General features: G+C 71.4%; 21 protein-coding genes. 11 read left to right on the top strand and 10 right to left on the bottom strand.

Annotated elements, in window-relative coordinates:
- Positions 1-36 precede the first annotated feature (36 nt).
- The 3 genes from ACSC1Q_RS17065 to ACSC1Q_RS17055 all read right to left on the bottom strand — a co-directional run bounded on the left by ACSC1Q_RS17065 (position 37) and on the right by ACSC1Q_RS17055 (position 1252).
- Complete coding sequence (locus tag ACSC1Q_RS17065; protein WP_436759684.1) at positions 37-480, bottom strand: type II toxin-antitoxin system PemK/MazF family toxin; 444 nt, start codon at positions 478-480, stop codon at positions 37-39.
- Between the two features lie 191 nt (positions 481-671).
- Positions 672-875 (bottom strand): DUF5302 domain-containing protein, encoded by a 204-nt coding sequence (locus ACSC1Q_RS17060; protein WP_389912841.1) that lies wholly within the window; start codon positions 873-875, stop codon positions 672-674.
- A gap of 194 nt (positions 876-1069) precedes the next feature.
- Positions 1070-1252, bottom strand: a complete 183-nt coding sequence (locus ACSC1Q_RS17055; RefSeq protein ID WP_350967626.1) for a hypothetical protein — start codon at positions 1250-1252, stop codon at positions 1070-1072.
- 88 nt (positions 1253-1340) lie between these two features.
- Here ACSC1Q_RS17055 and ACSC1Q_RS17050 point away from each other — a divergent pair, with 88 nt between their 5' ends.
- Positions 1341-1778 carry a MarR family winged helix-turn-helix transcriptional regulator gene (locus ACSC1Q_RS17050; protein WP_350967625.1) on the top strand — a complete coding sequence of 146 codons (438 nt, stop codon included), beginning with the start codon at positions 1341-1343 and terminating at the stop codon, positions 1776-1778.
- A 49-nt stretch (positions 1779-1827) separates the two neighbouring features.
- Positions 1828-2055 carry an HGxxPAAW family protein gene (locus ACSC1Q_RS17045; RefSeq protein WP_350967624.1) on the top strand — a complete coding sequence of 76 codons (228 nt, stop codon included), beginning with the start codon at positions 1828-1830 and terminating at the stop codon, positions 2053-2055.
- On the opposite strand, the gene ACSC1Q_RS17040 is transcribed toward ACSC1Q_RS17045, so the two are convergent.
- The 3 genes from ACSC1Q_RS17040 to ACSC1Q_RS17030 all read right to left on the bottom strand — a co-directional run bounded on the left by ACSC1Q_RS17040 (position 2056) and on the right by ACSC1Q_RS17030 (position 4937).
- Complete coding sequence (locus ACSC1Q_RS17040; RefSeq protein WP_436759683.1) at positions 2056-2400, bottom strand: STAS domain-containing protein; 345 nt, start codon at positions 2398-2400, stop codon at positions 2056-2058.
- A gap of 81 nt (positions 2401-2481) precedes the next feature.
- Entirely contained in the window at positions 2482-3153 is a 672-nt protein-coding gene (locus ACSC1Q_RS17035) for a response regulator (RefSeq protein ID WP_436759682.1), read from the bottom strand.
- Complete coding sequence (locus tag ACSC1Q_RS17030; protein WP_436759681.1) at positions 3150-4937, bottom strand: sensor histidine kinase; 1788 nt, start codon at positions 4935-4937, stop codon at positions 3150-3152. Before ACSC1Q_RS17030 ends, ACSC1Q_RS17035 begins: the two co-directional genes overlap by 4 nt.
- 87 nt (positions 4938-5024) lie before the next feature.
- Between ACSC1Q_RS17030 and ACSC1Q_RS17025 the strand changes: the two genes are divergently transcribed.
- Both ACSC1Q_RS17025 and ACSC1Q_RS17020 read left to right on the top strand, forming a co-directional pair.
- A complete protein-coding gene (locus tag ACSC1Q_RS17025) occupies positions 5025-6389 on the top strand; it encodes a cation:dicarboxylate symporter family transporter (RefSeq protein ID WP_436759680.1) in 1365 nt (454 codons plus the stop codon).
- 327 nt (positions 6390-6716) lie between these two features.
- A complete protein-coding gene (locus ACSC1Q_RS17020; protein WP_436759679.1) occupies positions 6717-7559 on the top strand; it encodes an amidohydrolase family protein in 843 nt (280 codons plus the stop codon).
- 231 nt (positions 7560-7790) lie between these two features.
- On the opposite strand, the gene ACSC1Q_RS17015 is transcribed toward ACSC1Q_RS17020, so the two are convergent.
- Entirely contained in the window at positions 7791-8564 is a 774-nt protein-coding gene (locus ACSC1Q_RS17015) for a Clp protease N-terminal domain-containing protein (RefSeq protein ID WP_436759678.1), read from the bottom strand.
- Positions 8565-8566: 2 nt separating this feature from the next.
- A complete protein-coding gene (locus tag ACSC1Q_RS17010; RefSeq protein WP_362686394.1) occupies positions 8567-8794 on the bottom strand; it encodes a helix-turn-helix domain-containing protein in 228 nt (75 codons plus the stop codon).
- A gap of 118 nt (positions 8795-8912) precedes the next feature.
- On the opposite strand from ACSC1Q_RS17010, the gene ACSC1Q_RS17005 reads away from it, so the two are divergent.
- Positions 8913-9275: a DUF2203 domain-containing protein gene (locus tag ACSC1Q_RS17005; RefSeq protein ID WP_344744803.1), complete on the top strand. Its 363-nt coding sequence runs from the start codon at positions 8913-8915 to the stop codon at positions 9273-9275.
- A gap of 21 nt (positions 9276-9296) precedes the next feature.
- Here ACSC1Q_RS17005 and ACSC1Q_RS17000 read toward each other — a convergent pair whose 3' ends face one another.
- The gene (locus tag ACSC1Q_RS17000; protein WP_436759677.1) at positions 9297-9707 is read right to left on the bottom strand and encodes an organic hydroperoxide resistance protein; all 411 of its coding nucleotides are present in this window, start codon (positions 9705-9707) and stop codon (positions 9297-9299) included.
- Positions 9708-9786: 79 nt separating this feature from the next.
- On the opposite strand from ACSC1Q_RS17000, the gene ACSC1Q_RS16995 reads away from it, so the two are divergent.
- Positions 9787-10218, top strand: coding sequence for a MarR family winged helix-turn-helix transcriptional regulator (locus ACSC1Q_RS16995; protein ID WP_436759676.1), 432 nt, complete (start codon positions 9787-9789; stop codon positions 10216-10218).
- The gene (locus tag ACSC1Q_RS16990) at positions 10215-10580 is read left to right on the top strand and encodes an MmcQ/YjbR family DNA-binding protein (protein WP_436759675.1); all 366 of its coding nucleotides are present in this window, start codon (positions 10215-10217) and stop codon (positions 10578-10580) included. Before ACSC1Q_RS16995 ends, ACSC1Q_RS16990 begins: the two co-directional genes overlap by 4 nt.
- Here ACSC1Q_RS16990 and ACSC1Q_RS16985 read toward each other — a convergent pair whose 3' ends face one another.
- The gene (locus ACSC1Q_RS16985) at positions 10581-11546 is read right to left on the bottom strand and encodes a serine hydrolase (protein WP_436759674.1); all 966 of its coding nucleotides are present in this window, start codon (positions 11544-11546) and stop codon (positions 10581-10583) included. It abuts the gene before it with no gap.
- Between the two features lie 292 nt (positions 11547-11838).
- Here ACSC1Q_RS16985 and ACSC1Q_RS16980 point away from each other — a divergent pair, with 292 nt between their 5' ends.
- Genes ACSC1Q_RS16980 through ACSC1Q_RS16965 form a run of 4 tightly spaced genes read left to right on the top strand, consistent with a single transcriptional unit; the run spans position 11839 to position 16605 of the window.
- Positions 11839-13047, top strand: coding sequence for an LLM class flavin-dependent oxidoreductase (locus ACSC1Q_RS16980; RefSeq protein ID WP_436759673.1), 1209 nt, complete (start codon positions 11839-11841; stop codon positions 13045-13047).
- Complete coding sequence (locus tag ACSC1Q_RS16975; protein ID WP_436759672.1) at positions 13044-14369, top strand: NtaA/DmoA family FMN-dependent monooxygenase; 1326 nt, start codon at positions 13044-13046, stop codon at positions 14367-14369. Before ACSC1Q_RS16980 ends, ACSC1Q_RS16975 begins: the two co-directional genes overlap by 4 nt.
- Positions 14366-15472, top strand: coding sequence for an LLM class flavin-dependent oxidoreductase (locus ACSC1Q_RS16970; RefSeq protein ID WP_436759671.1), 1107 nt, complete (start codon positions 14366-14368; stop codon positions 15470-15472). The genes ACSC1Q_RS16975 and ACSC1Q_RS16970 overlap by 4 nt, the downstream gene beginning before the upstream one ends.
- Positions 15469-16605 (top strand): LLM class flavin-dependent oxidoreductase, encoded by a 1137-nt coding sequence (locus ACSC1Q_RS16965; protein WP_436759670.1) that lies wholly within the window; start codon positions 15469-15471, stop codon positions 16603-16605. Before ACSC1Q_RS16970 ends, ACSC1Q_RS16965 begins: the two co-directional genes overlap by 4 nt.
- Positions 16606-16721: the final 116 nt, after the last annotated feature.

Raw genomic sequence — 16721 nt, 5'->3', positions numbered from 1 at the left:
CCGCCGGAACGGACGGGGGCCGGTGCGGAGCCGGGCTCAGCCGTCGGCGGCCCAGCCGCGGGTGCGCTTGAGCACGGCGGCCACGCGGGCGAAGCGGGCGCCGTCGAGGACGGAGCCCTCGCGCCGGATGTCACCCTCGGCGAGGGCGAAGACCCGGTCGAGGCGCAGGTAGGAGACCCGGTTCTCCCGGTCCCACTGGCCGGGGCCGATCTCCAGCCAGTCGTCGGGGTCGCCGCCACCGGCCCGGCTGGACAGCATCAGCGCGAGCAGCTTGCGCCCGTGCCGGCCGACGACCAGCAGCGGCCGGTCCTTGCCCCGGCCCGGGTCCTCCTCGTAGGGGACCCAGGCCCAGACGATCTCGCCGGGGTCGGCGAGCCCGTCGAGGTCGGGGGAGTAGTGCAGGGTCGCGCTCCGGTCGACGCGGTGCACCTCGCGGACCGCGCCTCGGGCCGGCCGGGGGTCCTCACCAAGATCACGCACGTGCACAGCCTATTGCAGACCCCGCACGCTTCCAAGGGGCTGCCGGGAGCCGATAAAGGGGGCCGGTGGAGGGAAAGCCGGTGGAGGGAGCGCGCCGCCCGCTGGCCGGGGCCAGCAGGGCGGCCGAGACCCGGGTGGGCGGGTGCCCTGGTCCGGATCTGGTCCGGAGCGGCTCAGCGTCCGGAGACGGCTCAGCCGCCGCTCTTGCGGCGGAAGGAGCGCTTGGCCGCAGCCGGGCCGTGAGCACCGTGGATCTTCGAGGAGTTCTTCCCCTTGCCCCCGGCGCCCGCGTCCGCCTGGGCGAGCTTCTTGCGCTCCAGTGCCTCGCGGAACTTGCGCTTCAGCTCTTCGTCGGAACTTTCGGAACCTTCGGGCTCCGGCGTGACGTCAGACATTACAGACCTCCTGATCTATCGGGCGGTCCAACCCCGACCAACAGGATCATCATCCTCTCATCCGGAGCCTTCCGGCGTGCAGGCCCCCGCTTCGGCTCTGAGAGGAAGCGCCGGGAGGAAGCCCCGGGACGAGGCTCGGGGAAGCCCCGGGAGGAAGGGCGGCGAAGGCTCCGCCGGCATGCCGTCCGGCCACGTCAGTGCATGCCCAGGGCCATCATCAGCAGCAGGCCGGCCAGGTGGCCGACGACCACGAAGACGATCACGAAGACGAAGACGAACTTCGCCGGGCCGTGCTCGAAGTGCCGGCCCTCCTTGAGGGTGGAGCGCTCGGCCTGGCGCTCGGCGATCCGCTCCTCGATCGGCTTGCTGTGAAACATGGGGGTCCTTTACTCGCCAACGGTTGGGGCGATAATGGTTTGTGTACTAATTATCGTACTATGTCGGTTGGAGGCACGCGTGAGTGACATGGCTGATCCCCTGAGCCTGGACCGTCAGGTGTGCTTCGCCCTGGCGATCGCCTCGCGCAACGTCATCGGGCTCTACCGGCCCCTGCTGGAGCCGATGGGACTCACCCACCCCCAGTATCTGGTCATGCTCGCCCTCTGGGAGCGGGCACCGCTCTCGGTCAAGGAGCTGAGCAAGCTACTGAGACTCGACCCCGGTACGCTGTCCCCGCTGCTGAAGCGTCTCGAGGCCGTCGGCTACATCCGGAGGCGGCGTGACAGCCAGGACCAGCGTGTCCTGGCCGTCTCGCTCACACCGGAGGGCCACAGGCTGCGGGACGAGGCGGAGAAGGTTCCGCCGGCGATCGTCAGGCGTCTGGGTATGAACCTGGAGGAGCTCCAGGAGCTCCACCGGTCGCTGACACGGGTGATCGCCGCGGCGGACGGCGCGCATCACTGATTCGCGAAGAATCAGCGGACGAATCAGAGGACAGGGAGAGGAAAGGCTCATGGCCGGAAGTCACGGGGGAAGCCCCAAGTCTTGGCTCGCGGTGATCGTCATTCTGCTGGGGTTCACCGTGGGGGGCGTCGCCCTGTGCCTCGGTCCCAACTGGACGTTCTTCTGGGTCGGGGCCGGGATCATCGCGATCGGCGGTGTGATCGCCCTGGTGGTCGACATCTTCTCGGACGTCATCATCGACGCGCCCCGCGTGCCGATGGACCAGGGCAACGGCTGATCAGATCTTCTGCAGCGCCTCCTCGACAGAGGTGAAGACCTCGAAGGAGGTGCGCAGGCCGGTGATGGTGAGGATCCGCTCCAGGGTGCCGTGCACGCCGACGAGGGCGAGCCGGATGCCCAGGGCGCGGCTCCGCCGGAGCGCCAGGATCAGCTCGGCGACCCCGGTGGAGTCACAGAAGGTGAGGCCCGCGACGTCGGCCACGACCATGGAGGGCGTCTCGGCGGCCCACGCCTTGTCCATCTCCACACGCAGGATGGGGGAGTTCTGATAGTCGAGCTCTCCGAGCGCCCGGATGACGAAGACCGTCCCGAGCAGGCTCGATGAGACCGTGAAAAAGGCCATGCTGCGCTCCTTTGCCCGCGGGTGGCAGGGCGGGCTGCCTTTTTCCTATCAGTTCCGGGATCACCGTGCCCCGACGGGGCCTCAAATGATCCGGTAGAGCAGCTCGGGCCGTCCGAGGCCACCGTACTGGGGCACCCGGTGTGTGATCCCGTTCTCCGTCAGATGTTCCAGATAGCGGCGGGCGGTCACCCGGGAGACGCCGATCGCCGCCCCGGCGGTCTGGGCCGACAGGCCGCCGGGGGACCCGCGCAGCTCAGCCAGTACGGCGTCGAGGGTGGCCTGCGTCATCCCCTTCGGCAGGAGGTTCTGCGCCGGGCCCCGCAGCGCCGCCAGCGCGCGGTCCACCTCGACCTGGCCGCTCGCCTCCCCGGCGCCCTCCACCGACGACCGGAACTCGGCGTAGCGGGTGAGCTTCTCGTTCAGCGAGGCGAAGGTGAAGGGTTTGAGCAGGTACTGGGCCACGCCGACGGAGACGGCCGACCTCACCACCGACAGGTCCCGCGCCGAGGTGACCGCGATGACGTCCGACATCACGCCCGCCGCCCGCAGCGCCCGGCACACCTCCAGCCCGTGCATGTCCGGCAGGTAGAGGTCGAGCAGGATCAGGTCGACGGGGTGCCGCCGCAGGAAGCGCAGCGCGTCGCCGCCGGACCTGACCACTCCCGCCACCCGGAAGCCGGGCACCCGCTCCACGAAGACCCGGTTCGCCTCGGCGGTGATCTCCTCGTCCTCGACGACCAGTACCGAGATCATGAGGTTCCCTTCCCCCGCAGCGGCAGCCGTACGGTGAACACCGCGCCCGTCCCGCCCTCCACCGGCCGTCCTCCGGCGCCTCCCTCGCCCGCGACCGCGCGAGCGGCCCCCGGGGCCGGGCTCGGCACGGCCGGGCCCGTTCCCGCCGCCGGGTCTCTCTCCGCCACCGGGTTCCCCGCCGCCGGGTCCTTCTCCGTCACCGGGTTCTCCGTCACCAGGCCCGGCCCCGCCGTCCGGCCCGGCTCGGCCGCGTCGCCGACCTCGATCGTCCCGCCCATCCGGCGGACCGCCTGGCCGACCATGGCGAGGCCGAGGCCGCGGCCGTCGCCCTTGGTGGTCCAGCCCCGCCGGAAGGCCTCGCCCGCCGTCGCCGGGTCGAGGCCGGGCCCGCTGTCCGCCACGCTGATCACGAAGGTCGTCTCGTCGGCGCGCAGCCGCACCTCCACCCGCGCGGGCCGGGTGCCCGACATGGCGGCGTCCGCCGCGTTGTCCATCAGGTTGCCGACGATCGTCACCAGGTCGCGGGTGTCCAGGCCGAGGTCGTCGAGCTCGCTGTCCGGGGTGATCGACAGTTCCACCCCCCGCTCCCCGGCCTCGGCGCTCTTGCCGAGCAGCAGCGCGGCGAGCACGGGTTCGCGTACGGCGCCCACCACCCGGTCGGTGAGCTGCTGCGCGGCCTTGATCTCCTCGGTCGCGAACGCGACCGCCTGCTCGGCGCGGCCCAGCTCGACGAGGGTGACGACCGTGTGCAGCCGGTTGGCCGACTCGTGCGCCGCGGCCCGCAGGGAGTCGGCGAAGCCGCGTTCGGCGTTGAGCTGCCCGGTCAGGGACTGCAGCTCGGTGTGGTCGCGAAGGGTGATCACGGTGCCGAGCGAGCGGCTGCCGGAACGGACCACCGCCACGTTCACCACCAGCGTCCGCTCCCCGGTCATGTGGATCTCGTCGGTGCGGTTCTCGGCCGCCGAGAGCCGCACGCCCAGCGAGGGGGGAAGGCCCAGCCTGGTGACGTGCCTGCCGTTCACCTCGCCCGACAGGCCCAGGAGATCCCTGGCCCCGTCGTTGCAGAGCGCCACCGTGCCCGCGTCGTCGACGAGCAGCAGCCCTTCCCGTACGGCGTGCAGGATCGCGTCGTGGTACTCGTACATCCGGCTCAGCTCGGCGGGGCCCATCCCGTGCGTCTGGCGGCGCAGCCGGGCCCCGACCAGGTAGGTGCCCACCCCGCCGACGGACAGGCCGAGCAGGCCGATCAGCACGGCGCCGGTGATCTGCCCGCGGAGCCTGACACTGATCTTGCTGACGGTGATGCCCCCGCTGACCAGGGCCCGTACCTCGCCATCGGCGTCGCGGACCGGGGCGACGGCGCGGACCGAGGGGCCGAGGGTGCCGGTGTAGGTCTCGGTGAAGACCCGCCCGGCCAGGGCGGGCGCGGTGTTGCCGAGGAACCGGCGGCCGATCTCGGCGGGGTTGGGGTGCGTGTAGCGCACGCCGTCGAGACTCATGATGGTGATGAAGTCGACCCCGGTCTCCCGCCTCACCCGTTCCGCGTACGGCTGCAGGACCGCGGGGTCGCCCAGGGCGGCGAGGACGGAGGGGGAGTCGGCCACGCTGACGGTCACCGCCCTCGCGGTGCCGACGGCCTCCTCGACGAGCAGGTCACGCATCTGCAGGAACGCCAGCAGGGCGCCACCGGTCACGGTGACGCCTACGACGACGATCTGGAGGGCCAGCATCTGCCTGGCCAGACTCCAGTCGCGTATGCGTCTGGGAAGTTTCCGCAAGTTCACGAACGAAATGTACGCAATGGTGACTTAGATCACAGGGCCGGGTCATAGTCGCTCGACCGGACTTTTCCTCTAGCGCGTGGAGCACGCATGAGCGCGGCACGAGACAAAACACATTACCTGTACATTGCCGTCATCGTTGCCGTGCTTCTCGGTATCGCGATCGGGTTCGCGGCCCCCGACGTCGGGGTGGCACTGAAGCCGCTCGGCACCGCCTTCGTCGCCCTGATCAAGATGATGATCAGCCCGATCATCTTCTGCACCATCGTGCTCGGGGTCGGATCGGTCACCAAGGCCGCCAAGGTCGGCAGGGTCGGCGGCCTCGCGCTCGGCTACTTCATCGTCATGTCGACCGTCGCGCTCGGCATCGGCCTGCTCGTGGGAAACCTGGTCGACCCCGGACAGGGCCTGCAGCTCACCGACGAGCTCCGCAAGGCCGCCGAGGCCGAGGCGGCCAAGGGCGGCGAGACCGACACGGTGTCGTTCCTGCTCGGGATCATCCCCACCACGCTGGTGTCGGCGTTCACCGAGGGCCAGGTGCTGCAAACTCTTCTGGTCGCGCTGCTCGCCGGGTTCGCCCTGCAGGCGATGGGCGAGCGGGGCAAGCCCATCCTGAACGGCATCACGCACATCCAGCGGCTCGTCTTCCGGATCCTCGCCATGATCATGTGGGCCGCTCCGATCGGTGCCTTCGGCGCGATAGCCGCGGTCGTCGGCGCCACCGGCATGGACGCGCTCAGGAGCCTCGGCGTCATCATGCTCGCCTTCTATCTGACCTGCGTGCTCTTCGTGTTCGTCATCCTCGGCCCGATGCTCTTCCTGGTGGCACGGGTCGGCCTGTTCTCGCTGCTGCGCTACCTGGGCAGGGAGTTCCTGCTGATCCTGTCGACCTCCTCGTCGGAGTCGGCCCTGCCCCGCCTGATCGCCAAGATGGAGCACCTCGGCGTGAGCAAGCCCGTCGTCGGCATCACCGTGCCGACCGGGTACTCCTTCAACCTCGACGGCACGGCCATCTACCTCACCATGGCCACGCTGTTCGTCGCGAGCGCCACCGGCGCCCCGCTCGCCTTCGGCGAGCAGGTCTCCCTGCTGGTGTTCATGATGATCGCGTCGAAGGGTGCGGCCGGGGTCACCGGCGCGGGCCTGGCCACCCTCGCGGGCGGCCTGCAGTCCCACCGCCCCGACCTGGTCGACGGCGTCGGCCTCATCGTCGGCATCGACCGCTTCATGTCCGAGGCTCGGGCGCTGACCAACTTCGCCGGAAACGCGGTCGCCACCGTCCTGATCGGCACCTGGACGGGCGAGTTCGACCGGGAGCGCGCGACCGAGGTCCTGGCGGGCAGGGCGCCGTTCGACGAGACGACCCTCCTCGACGACGACGAGCACGGCGGCGACGACCCGCCGCCCCCGCCGCCCGCCTCGCGGACGGACGACCCGGCCCTGTCGCCGGTGTAGCGACGGCCGCCTTCTCCACGCAGGACGGCGACCTCCTCTACGAACGTTCCTCTACGAACGACGGCGGCTTGCTCCGCTTTCTCGACTTTCTCCACTTTCTTCACGGATGTACGGGCCGGTGGCGGACACTCCTCTCCGGGGGGCGTCCACCACCGGCCCGTACGCGTGAGGGCAGGCACACCGCCCGTGCCGTCACCGGCTCATCGCCCGTCTCGCCACCGGCTCACCGGCCGGTTCCCGCAGGCCGGAGGCGTTGACACCCCTGCCGCCTGGCCCTAGTTTGTGCAGGCTCAGACGATCTATCGAGGAAACGAAGGGGAGCGGTGGATGGCCGTCATCGATGCCCACCAGCACTTCTGGAACCTGGAGACGGGCTCCTACTCCTGGCTCACGCCGGAGGCGGGGCCGCTCTACCGCACCTTCGCCCCCGAGGAGCTCCTCCCGCAGCTCGCCGCCGCCGGTGTGGAGCGGACCGTGCTGGTCCAGGCCGCCGACACCTACGCCGACACCGACGCGATGCTGGCGCAGGCGGACGCCTACGACGCCGTCGCCGCCGTGGTGGGATGGGTGCCGCTGAACCGGCCCGACGAGGCGGCCGGGGCGCTGGAGCGCTACGGCAGGCACCCGAGGTTCGCCGGGGTCAGGCATCTCATCCACGACGACCCCGACCCCGACTGGGTCGTCCAGGACACGGTGGTCGAGAGCCTGGGCCTGCTCGCCGAGGCGGGGCTTCCGTTCGACGTGGTCGCGGTGCTGCCCAGGCACCTGGAGCACGTGTCGTTCCTCGCCGAACGTCTCCCCGGGCTGCGGCTGGTCATCGACCACCTGGCCAAGCCGCCGATCAGGGAGAAGGGCTGGGAGCCGTGGGCGTCACTCATCGCCCGCGCCGCCGAGCATCCCAACGTGTACGGCAAGGTGTCCGGCCTCAACACCGCCGCCGACCCCGAGACCTGGACGGCCGAGGACCTTCGCCCCTACGTCGACCACGCGATCGAGGTGTTCGGCCCCGAACGGCTGATGTTCGGCAGCGACTGGCCGGTGGCCGTCCTCGCGGGTGACTACGCCAAGGTCTGGCGGGAGACCGGCGTACTGCTGTCGGGTCTCGACGAGGCCGGCAGGGACGCCGTCCTCGGCGGCACCGCCGCGCGCTTCTACGGCGTCGAGGTCTGACCGTGACGATGTGGGTGAGCGCCTCCCGGCGAGGCCCGGCCCGGGCCCCGGTGCTGACCGACCTCGGGTTCTCGACGGGGTCCGTCCTCACTCGCCGCGTCCTCGGGCTGGTTCTCGCGCGGGAAGCCTCAGGCTGATTCGTGTCCCGGACCGGTTTGCGTTCCGGGTCGGTTCGTGTGGGAGGGGCCGGTTCGCGCGGGGAAGGTCCTGAGCCGGTTCGCGCGGAGGGTCTCAGGCCGGTTCGCGCAGGAAGCCGATGCTCGCCGCGAGGTCGCGGAGGTCGACGCCGAGGCCGCGCAGGATGGCGACAGAGGTGTTCGAGGAGTCGGCCAGCAGGCCCTTCAGCAGGTCCTCATCGGTCACCTCGGAACCGGAGGTGTACAGGGCGACCTCGACGACCTTCCTCGCCCTGGCGGTGAGGAGCAGGTCACCGGCCGGTCCGCTGAGCGTCACGTTCAGCGGGCGGAGCCGGGAGCGCGTCAGCCGCCACGCCAGGGGGTCCTCCCGCCGGGCCGGGAGGCGTCGCCTGATCGCGTCCAGGTCGACGCCGATGGCGGCGAGCAGCTCACGGTCGCCCGCCCGGCCCCTCGCGGCCTCGCGGTTCCGTATCTCCGCGCCGACGGCATCCGGTGTGACGGCTGCCGGTGTGACGCTCTCCGTGCCGACCGCTTCCGATGTGCCGGTCCCCGGGATGACGGCCTCCGCATCGACCACCTCCGGGGAGACCGTCTCAGGGGAGACCCCCGACGCTGTGACTCCCGACGCTGTGACTCCCGGCGGTGTGACCGCCGACGGGGCGGCCGTCTCCGGGGCGGTCGCGAGTCCTGTCACCGGGCCCGCCACCGGCCCTGTCACCGAGCTCGTTACCGACCCCGTCACCGGCCACGACTCGGCCAGGGCGAGCAGGAACACGTCCTCGTCGAGCGTGGTGCGGCCGTGGTCGAGCGACAGCAGTCCGGCGCGGACCGTGGTCCGCCGCGCTTCGGGGGTGAATCTCGCGAACATCGTCAGCTCCCGCCCTCGGTGATTCGGTGTGCGTGCTTGCGGTGCGCCGTCTGCCGCCTGACTCCGAGCGCCGCGGCGATGACCTCCCAGGACGAACCCCGGTTCCTGGCCTCGATGACGTGCGCGGCCTCAAGCTCCTCCAGGAGCCTGCGCAGCGCCGCCACGGCCGCCAGCGCCACCACCGGATCCTCGCCGTCGACGGCCTCGGCGAACTCGCTCAGCGATCCCATGCCGTCAGCATAAGCTGACAAGTTCATCGCTGTCAGCATTTGCTGACACTATTTCCGTGCCTCCTGGCGCTCCCGGTGCCTCGCCACGTTCCGGGTGGGGACGCGCTAGCGTGCAGGGGTGGACAGGATCTTCACCGTCGAGGAGGCGCGGGCGCTCATGCCCGTGCTGCTGGAGCGGGCCGCCGCGTTCGTGGCGATGCGGGGTGAGCTGGCCGAGCTCGCGTACGAGCTCCGGAGCACCGGGACCTCCCCGGCCGGAGGGCTGGCGGAGGCGAAGGCCTACGAGGCCAGGCTGGAGGAGATCCTCGGCTGGTTCGAGGAGCGGGGCATCGAGGTCAAGGGCGTCGCGCCCCTGCTGGTCGACTTCCCCTCGGTGCTCGACGGGGTGCGCGTACGGCTGTGCTGGCTCGAAGGGGACCGCGAGCTGGTGTGGTACCACCGGGACGAGCTCGGCTTCGCCGGTCGCAGGCCCCTTCCCTGACCGCGATCCCCGGGAGCCCGATTACTCGATCACGAGGTTGACCGGGATGTTGCCCCGGGTGGCGTTGGAGTAGGGGCAGACCTGGTGGGCGGCCTCCACGAGGGCGGTGCCCGCCTCCCCGTGCAACTCGTCGGGCAGCTCGACGCGCAGCGTCACGCCGAGCGCGAAGCCCTTGCCCTCGGGGGAGAGGCTTACCTCTGCGGTCACCGAGGCCTCGGAGACGTCGGCCTTCTGCTTGCGGCCGACCAGCTGGAGCGCGCTGGCGAAGCAGGCGGCGTATCCGGCCGCGAACAGCTGCTCGGGGTTGGTGCCCTCGCCGGAGCCGCCCATCTCCTTCGGCGGCGCGAGGGCCACGTCGAGGCGCTTGTCGGACGAGACCGCCCGTCCTTCCCTGCCGTTGGCGGTGGCGATGGCGGTGTAGAGCGTACTCATCGGGATCCCCTTCACGATTGCGGGCAACTCAATTGTGTACAATTTAGTTGATAACAGTCAAGTTCGGTATAATCGCCGCGTGAAGATCTCCGTCGAGAACCTGGTCTGCTTCGACGTGCACGCGGCGTCCCGTGCGCTGGACGCCGTCTACCGCAGGGTGCTGGCCGACCTCGGGCTGACCTACCCCCAGTATCTGGTCATGATGGTTCTCTGGGAGCGCGAGCCGGTGACGGTCAAGGAGCTCGGCGTGAGGCTGCGGCTCGACTCCGGCACCCTGTCGCCGCTGCTGAAGCGGCTGGAGGCGGCGAGCCTGGTACGCCGCGAGCGCAGCGCCGACGACGAGCGCTCCGTGCTGGTGCGGCTCACGTCCAAGGGGAGCCAGCTGGGGGAACGGGCGTGCGACGTCCCCGCCCAGATCTTCGGGGCGGCCGGTCTCGCCCCCGCCGAGGTCCTCGACCTGCAGCACACCCTGCGCCGCGTCATCGCCTCCCTCGACGAGTCGGCGCGATGACCACGGCCGACGACGTGCGCCGCGTCGCCGTGGCCCTGCCCAGGACCGAGGAGAGGATCGTCAGGGACCGGGTGACGTTCCGGGTGGGCCGGATCGTCTACGTCGCGATCTCGCCGGACGAGACCTCGATGGGCTTCGCCTTCCCCAAGGAGGAGCGGGCCGCGCTGGTCGCGGCCGAGCCGGAGAGGTTCCACATGCCCCGGCCCTCCGACGAGCGTTACAACTGGGTACGGGTGTGGCTCGCGGCGATCGACGAGGCCGAGACGAGAGAGCTCGTCGAGGAGGCCTGGCGGATGGTCGCGCCCAAGAGGCTCGCGGCCGCCCATCTCGGAGAGCGGCCGCCCACCTCGGGGAGCCGGTGATCAGGAGGTTCCGCTGAGGTGGACCTCCCGGGCCAGCTTCGTCGTCCGGGCGGTGGAGCGCTGCCAGGTGGTACCCGCCGGGTGGGCGGTCAGCAGGACCACGATCCAGCGCTCCTTGGGGCCGACGAGCCCGGTGGTGTGCAGAACCGGGCGCCCCAGATCGGGCACCGGCCCGGCCTGGGCGGGCACGACCTGCGCGGCGGGCACGACCTGCGCGGTGAGCGTGACGTCGCCGCCGGACGCGGGCCGAGGCGCGGAAACGGGCGCGGAAACGGACCTGGGCGCGGAAACGGACCCAGGTGCGGACGCGGCGAGGGGTGCGGTCTGGGCGGCGGACACAGGTACGGGCGCGGACGCGTATACGGGCGCGGACGCGGCGGAGGCCGAGGAGCGGGTGGCGGGTGCGGGGGAGGCGGCCGAGGAGGTCGTGGGGCGGCAGCGGACCGGGGGTGTGGAGCCGTACCCCGACCAGCCCTGCTTGACCGCCCACGGCCCGCGCACCGCGCGGGGGATGCCGAAGTGCTGGTCGAAGCCGTCGGAGCCGCACTGCCCCGACCTGCGCAGGTGGCCCAGGATCAGGTCGCGGACCTTGGGGTCGGCCCGGTCGAGCAGGTAGCGGTAGGTCGTGACCACGTCCATCGCGCTGAGCGAGGTGTATCCCCAGAAGCCCGGCTTGTCGGCCGGTGGGGGAACGGTGTCGGTGAGCCGCAGCTTGCGGGCCATCCGCTGGACGATCCTGCCCTGGCCGCCCCGGGTCCAGAAGGACGTCGCCGCGCCGTCGTCGCTGACCCGCAGCATGACCTTGAGCAGCGCCAGGTCCCGGGAGGGAACGCTCTTGCGCGACTCCAGATAGTCGATCGCGATGAGGATCTTCACCACCGACGCCGACCGGAACCGCCGGTGCGCGTTGCGGTACTCGGTCACCTTCGCCGCCTGCCGGTCGAAGACCACGTACCCGGCGGTCACTCCCGCCGGGACGTGTGGCTTGCGGGGGGCCGAAACCGGGGCCGCGACCGAAGCCGGAGCTGCGGCCGAAACCGAGGCCGAAGCCGAAGCCGTGGCTGCGACAAGAGGAACAACCATCGCGAGGACTGCCAGAAAACGCGTCACGGGACGAATGCCTATCAGATCCCGGCGCCGACGTCAGGGGGACGCCCTTCCCGGGGCGTTCCGGAGGTGACACGCTCAACGGGCGGGCTCCAGCGACATAACCGACTAAACATGTAGAGATTAAGGGTTTTGGTGTTATTGTCGTCATATGTCGGCAGTTCCCTTGCATCTCGCCGTCGCTCTCGACGGCGCCGGATGGCATCCCGCGGCCTGGCGTGACCCCGCCGCCTCCCCGAAAGCCCTGTTCACCGCCGCCTACTGGGCCGCCCTGGTGGCCGAGGCCGAGCACGGCCTCCTCGACTTCGTCACCATCGAGGACTCCCTCGCCCTGCAGACCACGCGCCTGGACGGCCACGACGGCCGTACCGACCAGGTGCGCGGGCGTCTCGACGCCGTCCTCGTGGCCTCCAGGATCGCCCCGCTGACGGGCAGGATCGGGCTGGTGCCCACGGCCACCACCACGCACACCGAGCCCTTCCACGTCGCCAGCTCCATCGCCACCCTCGACTACGTCAGCTCAGGGCGGGCCGGGTGGCGCGCCCAGATCTCCGGGCGCCACACCGAGGCCGCCCACTTCGGCCGCAGGGAGGTCCCCGAGCTGAGGCCGGAGGACCTCGGCGACATCGACAGGTCACCCCTGGTGCGGGAGCTGTTCGGCGACGCCGCCGACGCCGTGGAGGCGGTGCGGCGTCTCTGGGACAGCTGGGAGGACGACGCGGTCATCCGCGACGTGGACACCGGCCGGTTCGTCGACCGCGACAGGCTCCACTACGTCGACTTCGAGGGCGAGTACTTCACGGTCAAGGGGCCGTCCATCGTGCCGCGGCCGCCCCAGGGGCAGCCGCTGGTCACCGCGCTGGCACACTCCCGGCTGCCGTACGAGTTCGCCGCCCGCGGCGCCGACGTCGTCTACGTCACGCCGCACGACACCGAGCGGGCGCGGGCCATCGTGGCGGAGGTACGCGAGATCGAGGGCGAGGTACGCGACCCGGACGCCGGAGAGCTGAAGATCTTCGCGGACCTCGTCGTGTTCCTGGGAGAGGACGCGACCGAGGCCCGCGAGCGCAGAGCCCGGCTCGACGAGCTCGACGGCGCCGCGTACACCTCCGACGCCGCGATCTTCACGGGCACGCCCGGCGAGCTCGCCGACCTGCTCCTGGAGTGGCGCGCGGCCGGGCTGGAGGGCTTCAGGCTCAGGCCCGCAGTGCTGCCGACCGACCTGAACGCGATCACCCGCGGCCTGGTGCCCGAGCTCCGGGCGCGCGACGCCTTCCGCCGCGCGTACGAGGCCGACACGCTGCGCGGCCACCTCGACCTGCCCCGACCCGCCAGCCGATACGCAGGGAGCCGACGATGAAGCAGGTCATCCTCGCCGCCCACTTCCCGGGCGTGAACAACCACACGGTCTGGAGCGATCCCGCCTCGGGCAGCCAGATCGACTTCGCCTCCTTCACCCACCTGGCGCGGACCGCCGAGCGAGGGAGGTTCGACTTCTTCTTCCTCGCGGACGGGCAGCGGCTGCGCGAGCAGCGCGGGAGGATCCACGACCTCGACGTGGTCGGCCGCCCCGACTCGCTCACCGTGCTCTCCGGCCTCGCCGCGGTCACCGACCACCTGGGCCTGGCCGGGACGATCAACGCCACCTTCAACGAGCCGTACGAGCTCGCCCGCAAGCTCGCCACCCTCGACCACCTGTCCGGCGGCCGGGCCGGATGGAACGTCGTCACCTCCTCCGACGCGTTCACCGGCGAGAACTTCCGCAGGGGCGGCTTCCTGGAGCACGCGCTGCGCTACGAGCGGGCCGAGGAGTTCGTGCGGACCGTCAACGAGCTCTGGGACTCGTGGGCCGCCGGGGACCTCGTCGCGGACCCGGAGGTGGGAACGTTCGCCAGGGCGGAGGCGGGGGAGTTCGCCCACCGGGGCACCCAGTTCGACATCGGCGGCCACTTCACCGTGCCGCGCAGCCCGCAGGGCCGCCCGCTCACCATCCAGGCCGGGGACTCCGAGGGCGGCAGGGCCTTCGCGGCGGCCACCGCCGACGCCATCTTCTCCCGGCACAGCAGGCTCCAGGACGGGCAGGCCTTCTACCGCGACGTCAAGTCGAGGCTGGCCGCGCACGGCCGGTCGCCCGACTCCCTGAAGATCCTGCCCGGCGCCACGTTCGCGCTCGGCGACACCGACGCCGAGGCCCAGGAGAACGCCGACCACATCCGCCGCCAGCAGGTCAGCCCGCAGACCGCGATCCTGCTGCTGGAGCAGCTGTGGAACCGCGACCTGTCGGCCTACGACCCCGAGGGCCCGCTGCCCGAGATCGACCCGGACGTCTCGGACGACTCGATCATCAAGGGCCGGACCCGGATGTCCCGCGACCCGCTCGCGACGGCGGCGGAGTGGCGGGCCCTGGCCGAGTCCAAGAAGCTCGGCATCCGCGACCTGATCATCGAGGTGACCGGCAGGCAGTCCTTCATCGGCTCGCCGTCGCGCGTCGCCGAGGAGATCAACGAGTTCGTGCAGGGCGACGCCTCCGACGGCTTCATCCTGGTGCCGCACCTCACCCCCGGCGGCCTGGACGACTTCGTCGACAGGGTCGTACCGCTGCTGCAGGAGCGCGGGGTCTTCCGCGCCGACTACGAGACCACCACGCTGCGCGGGCACCTGGGCCTGGAGAACGAACGATGAAATTTCTTGCCATCACCCTGATCGTCCATGGCCCCGACCCCATCACCGGCGAGCTCAAGTCGACCAACGCGCGCCTGCGCGAGGTCGTCGAGAACGCCGTGCTCGCCGAGGAGCTCGGCTTCGACGGCTTCGGCGTCGGGGAGCGGCACGAGCGCCCGTTCATCTCCTCGTCCCCGCCGGTCGTGCTCAGCCACATCGCGGCCAGGACGTCGGCGATCAGGCTGTTCACCGCGGTCACCACGCTGAGCCTGCTGGACCCGGTACGCGCCTACGAGGACTACGCCACCCTCGACCACCTCTCCGGCGGCCGCCTGGAACTCATCATCGGCAAGGGCAACGGCGCCGCGCAGGCCCAGCTGTTCCACGTGACCGGCGAGGACCAGTGGGACCGCAACCGGGAGGGCTACGAGCTGTTCCGCCGCCTGTGGCGGGAGGACAGGGTGACCTGGTCGGGCACGTTCCGGCCGTCCCTGACCGACGCGGAGACCTGGCCGCGCCCGCTGCAGAGGCCCATCCGCGTCTGGCACGGCAGCGCCACCAGCGAGGAGTCGGTGGAGCTCGCCGCCCTGTACGGCGACCCCCTCTTCTCCGCCAACGTCAGCAACCCGGTCGAGCCGTACGAGGAACTGGTCCGCCACTACCGGGAACGCTGGGAGTTCCACGGCCACGACCCGGCAGACGCCCTGGTGGGCGCGGGCACCGCGGGCTACTACGCGACCAAGAACTCCCAGGACGCGATCGAGACCTACCGGCCGATCTTCAACGCCCGATTGGAGCTGTTCAGGAAGGTCGGGGTGACCCCGGTCTTCCACACCCTGGAGGACGCGATCGAACGCAGCTCGATCCTGGTCGGCAGCCCGCAGCAGATCATCGACAAGGTCCACCGCTACCACGAGCGGCTCGGGCACGAGGTCATGCACCTGCACGCCGACGCGGACGGCCTCACCGACAAGCAGCACCGGGCGGCCCTGGAGCTCTTCCAGAGCGACATCGCCCCCGTGCTGCGCGCGGAGATCCCCAGCAGGCCGTTCCCCCGCCCCGAGGACTCCGAGCAACCCGGGAGCCGGAGCCCCGAGGACGCGCGGGACGGGGGGCGGCCGTGACCTCCCCCCTGTCGATCCTCGACCTCGCCCCCATCCCCTCCGGCGGCACCGCGGGCGACGCGCTGCGCAACACCCTCGACCTGGCCAGGCGGGCCGAGGAGTTCGGCTACCACCGCTACTGGGTGGCCGAGCACCACCTCGCGCCCGGCGTCGCCAGCGCCGCCCCGGCCGTGCTCATCGGCCTGCTGGCCGCCGCGACCAGCACGATCAGGGTCGGCTCGGGAGCCGTCCAGGTCGGCCACCAGACCGCGCTGTCGGTGGTCGAGCAGTTCGGCCTCGTCGACGCCCTCTACCCGGGCCGCGTCGATCTCGGGCTGGGCCGCTCCGGCCAGCGCAAGGCCGAGTTCGCGGAGCTGGCCAAGCGGACCCCGCCCCCGCCGAAGCCCGCCAGGGTCGTGGACGGGCTGCTCATCCCGGAGGCCTTCTCCTTCGCCGCGCTCGCGAAGTCCCCGCTGTTCTCCCTGTACGGCGCGCTGCTGCAGCAGCCGGGCGCGGAGAGCCCCGACTTCGCCGACCAGGTCGACGAGATCGCGGCGCTGCTGGCCGGGACCTACCGCTCCCCCGAGGGGGTGGCCGCGCACGCCACGCCGGGCGAGGGCGCGGACCTGACGCTGTGGATCCTGGGCAGCAGCGGCGGGCAGAGCGCGCAGGTGGCGGGGGAGCGGGGACTGCCGTTCGCCGCGAACTACCACGTCAGCCCGTCCGGGGTGCTGGAGGCCGCCGAGGCGTACCGGGAGGCGTTCAAGCCCTCGGAGGTCCTCGCCGAGCCCTACCTGGTCGTCTCGGCCGACGTCGTCGTGGCGGAGGACGACGAGACGGCCCGTGAGCTCGCCTCCCCGTACGGGCTCTGGGTCCGCAGCATCCGCACCGGCGCCGGGGCGATCCCGTTCCCGTCACCGGCCGAGGCGGCGGCCCACGAGTGGACGGAGGAGGACCGCGCGCTGGTCGCCGACCGGCTGGCCACCCAGTTCGCCGGCTCCCCGCGAACCGTCGCGGAGAGGCTGCGCGTGCTGCGCGACGTCACCGGCGCCGACGAGCTGCTCGTCACCACCATCACCCACGACCACGCCGACCGGGTCCGCTCCTACGAACTGCTCGCCGCGGAATGGGAGGGAGGAACCGTCACGGACTGAGCCCGCGTCACCCACACCTTCTCCGGCACCCGGCGGCCATCGCCGGGTGCCGGATCCTTTTCCGGGCTGTCCGGCACGCCGGCCGGCCCGGACGGCGACTACCTTCGGATCATCGA

The organism is Streptosporangium heterodermiicola (assembly GCF_051390675.1).
In the GTDB taxonomy this organism is placed as follows: domain Bacteria; phylum Actinomycetota; class Actinomycetes; order Streptosporangiales; family Streptosporangiaceae; genus Streptosporangium.
Note: the sequence above shows the minus strand (reverse complement) of the source record. Positions and strands in the feature narration are given on the sequence as shown.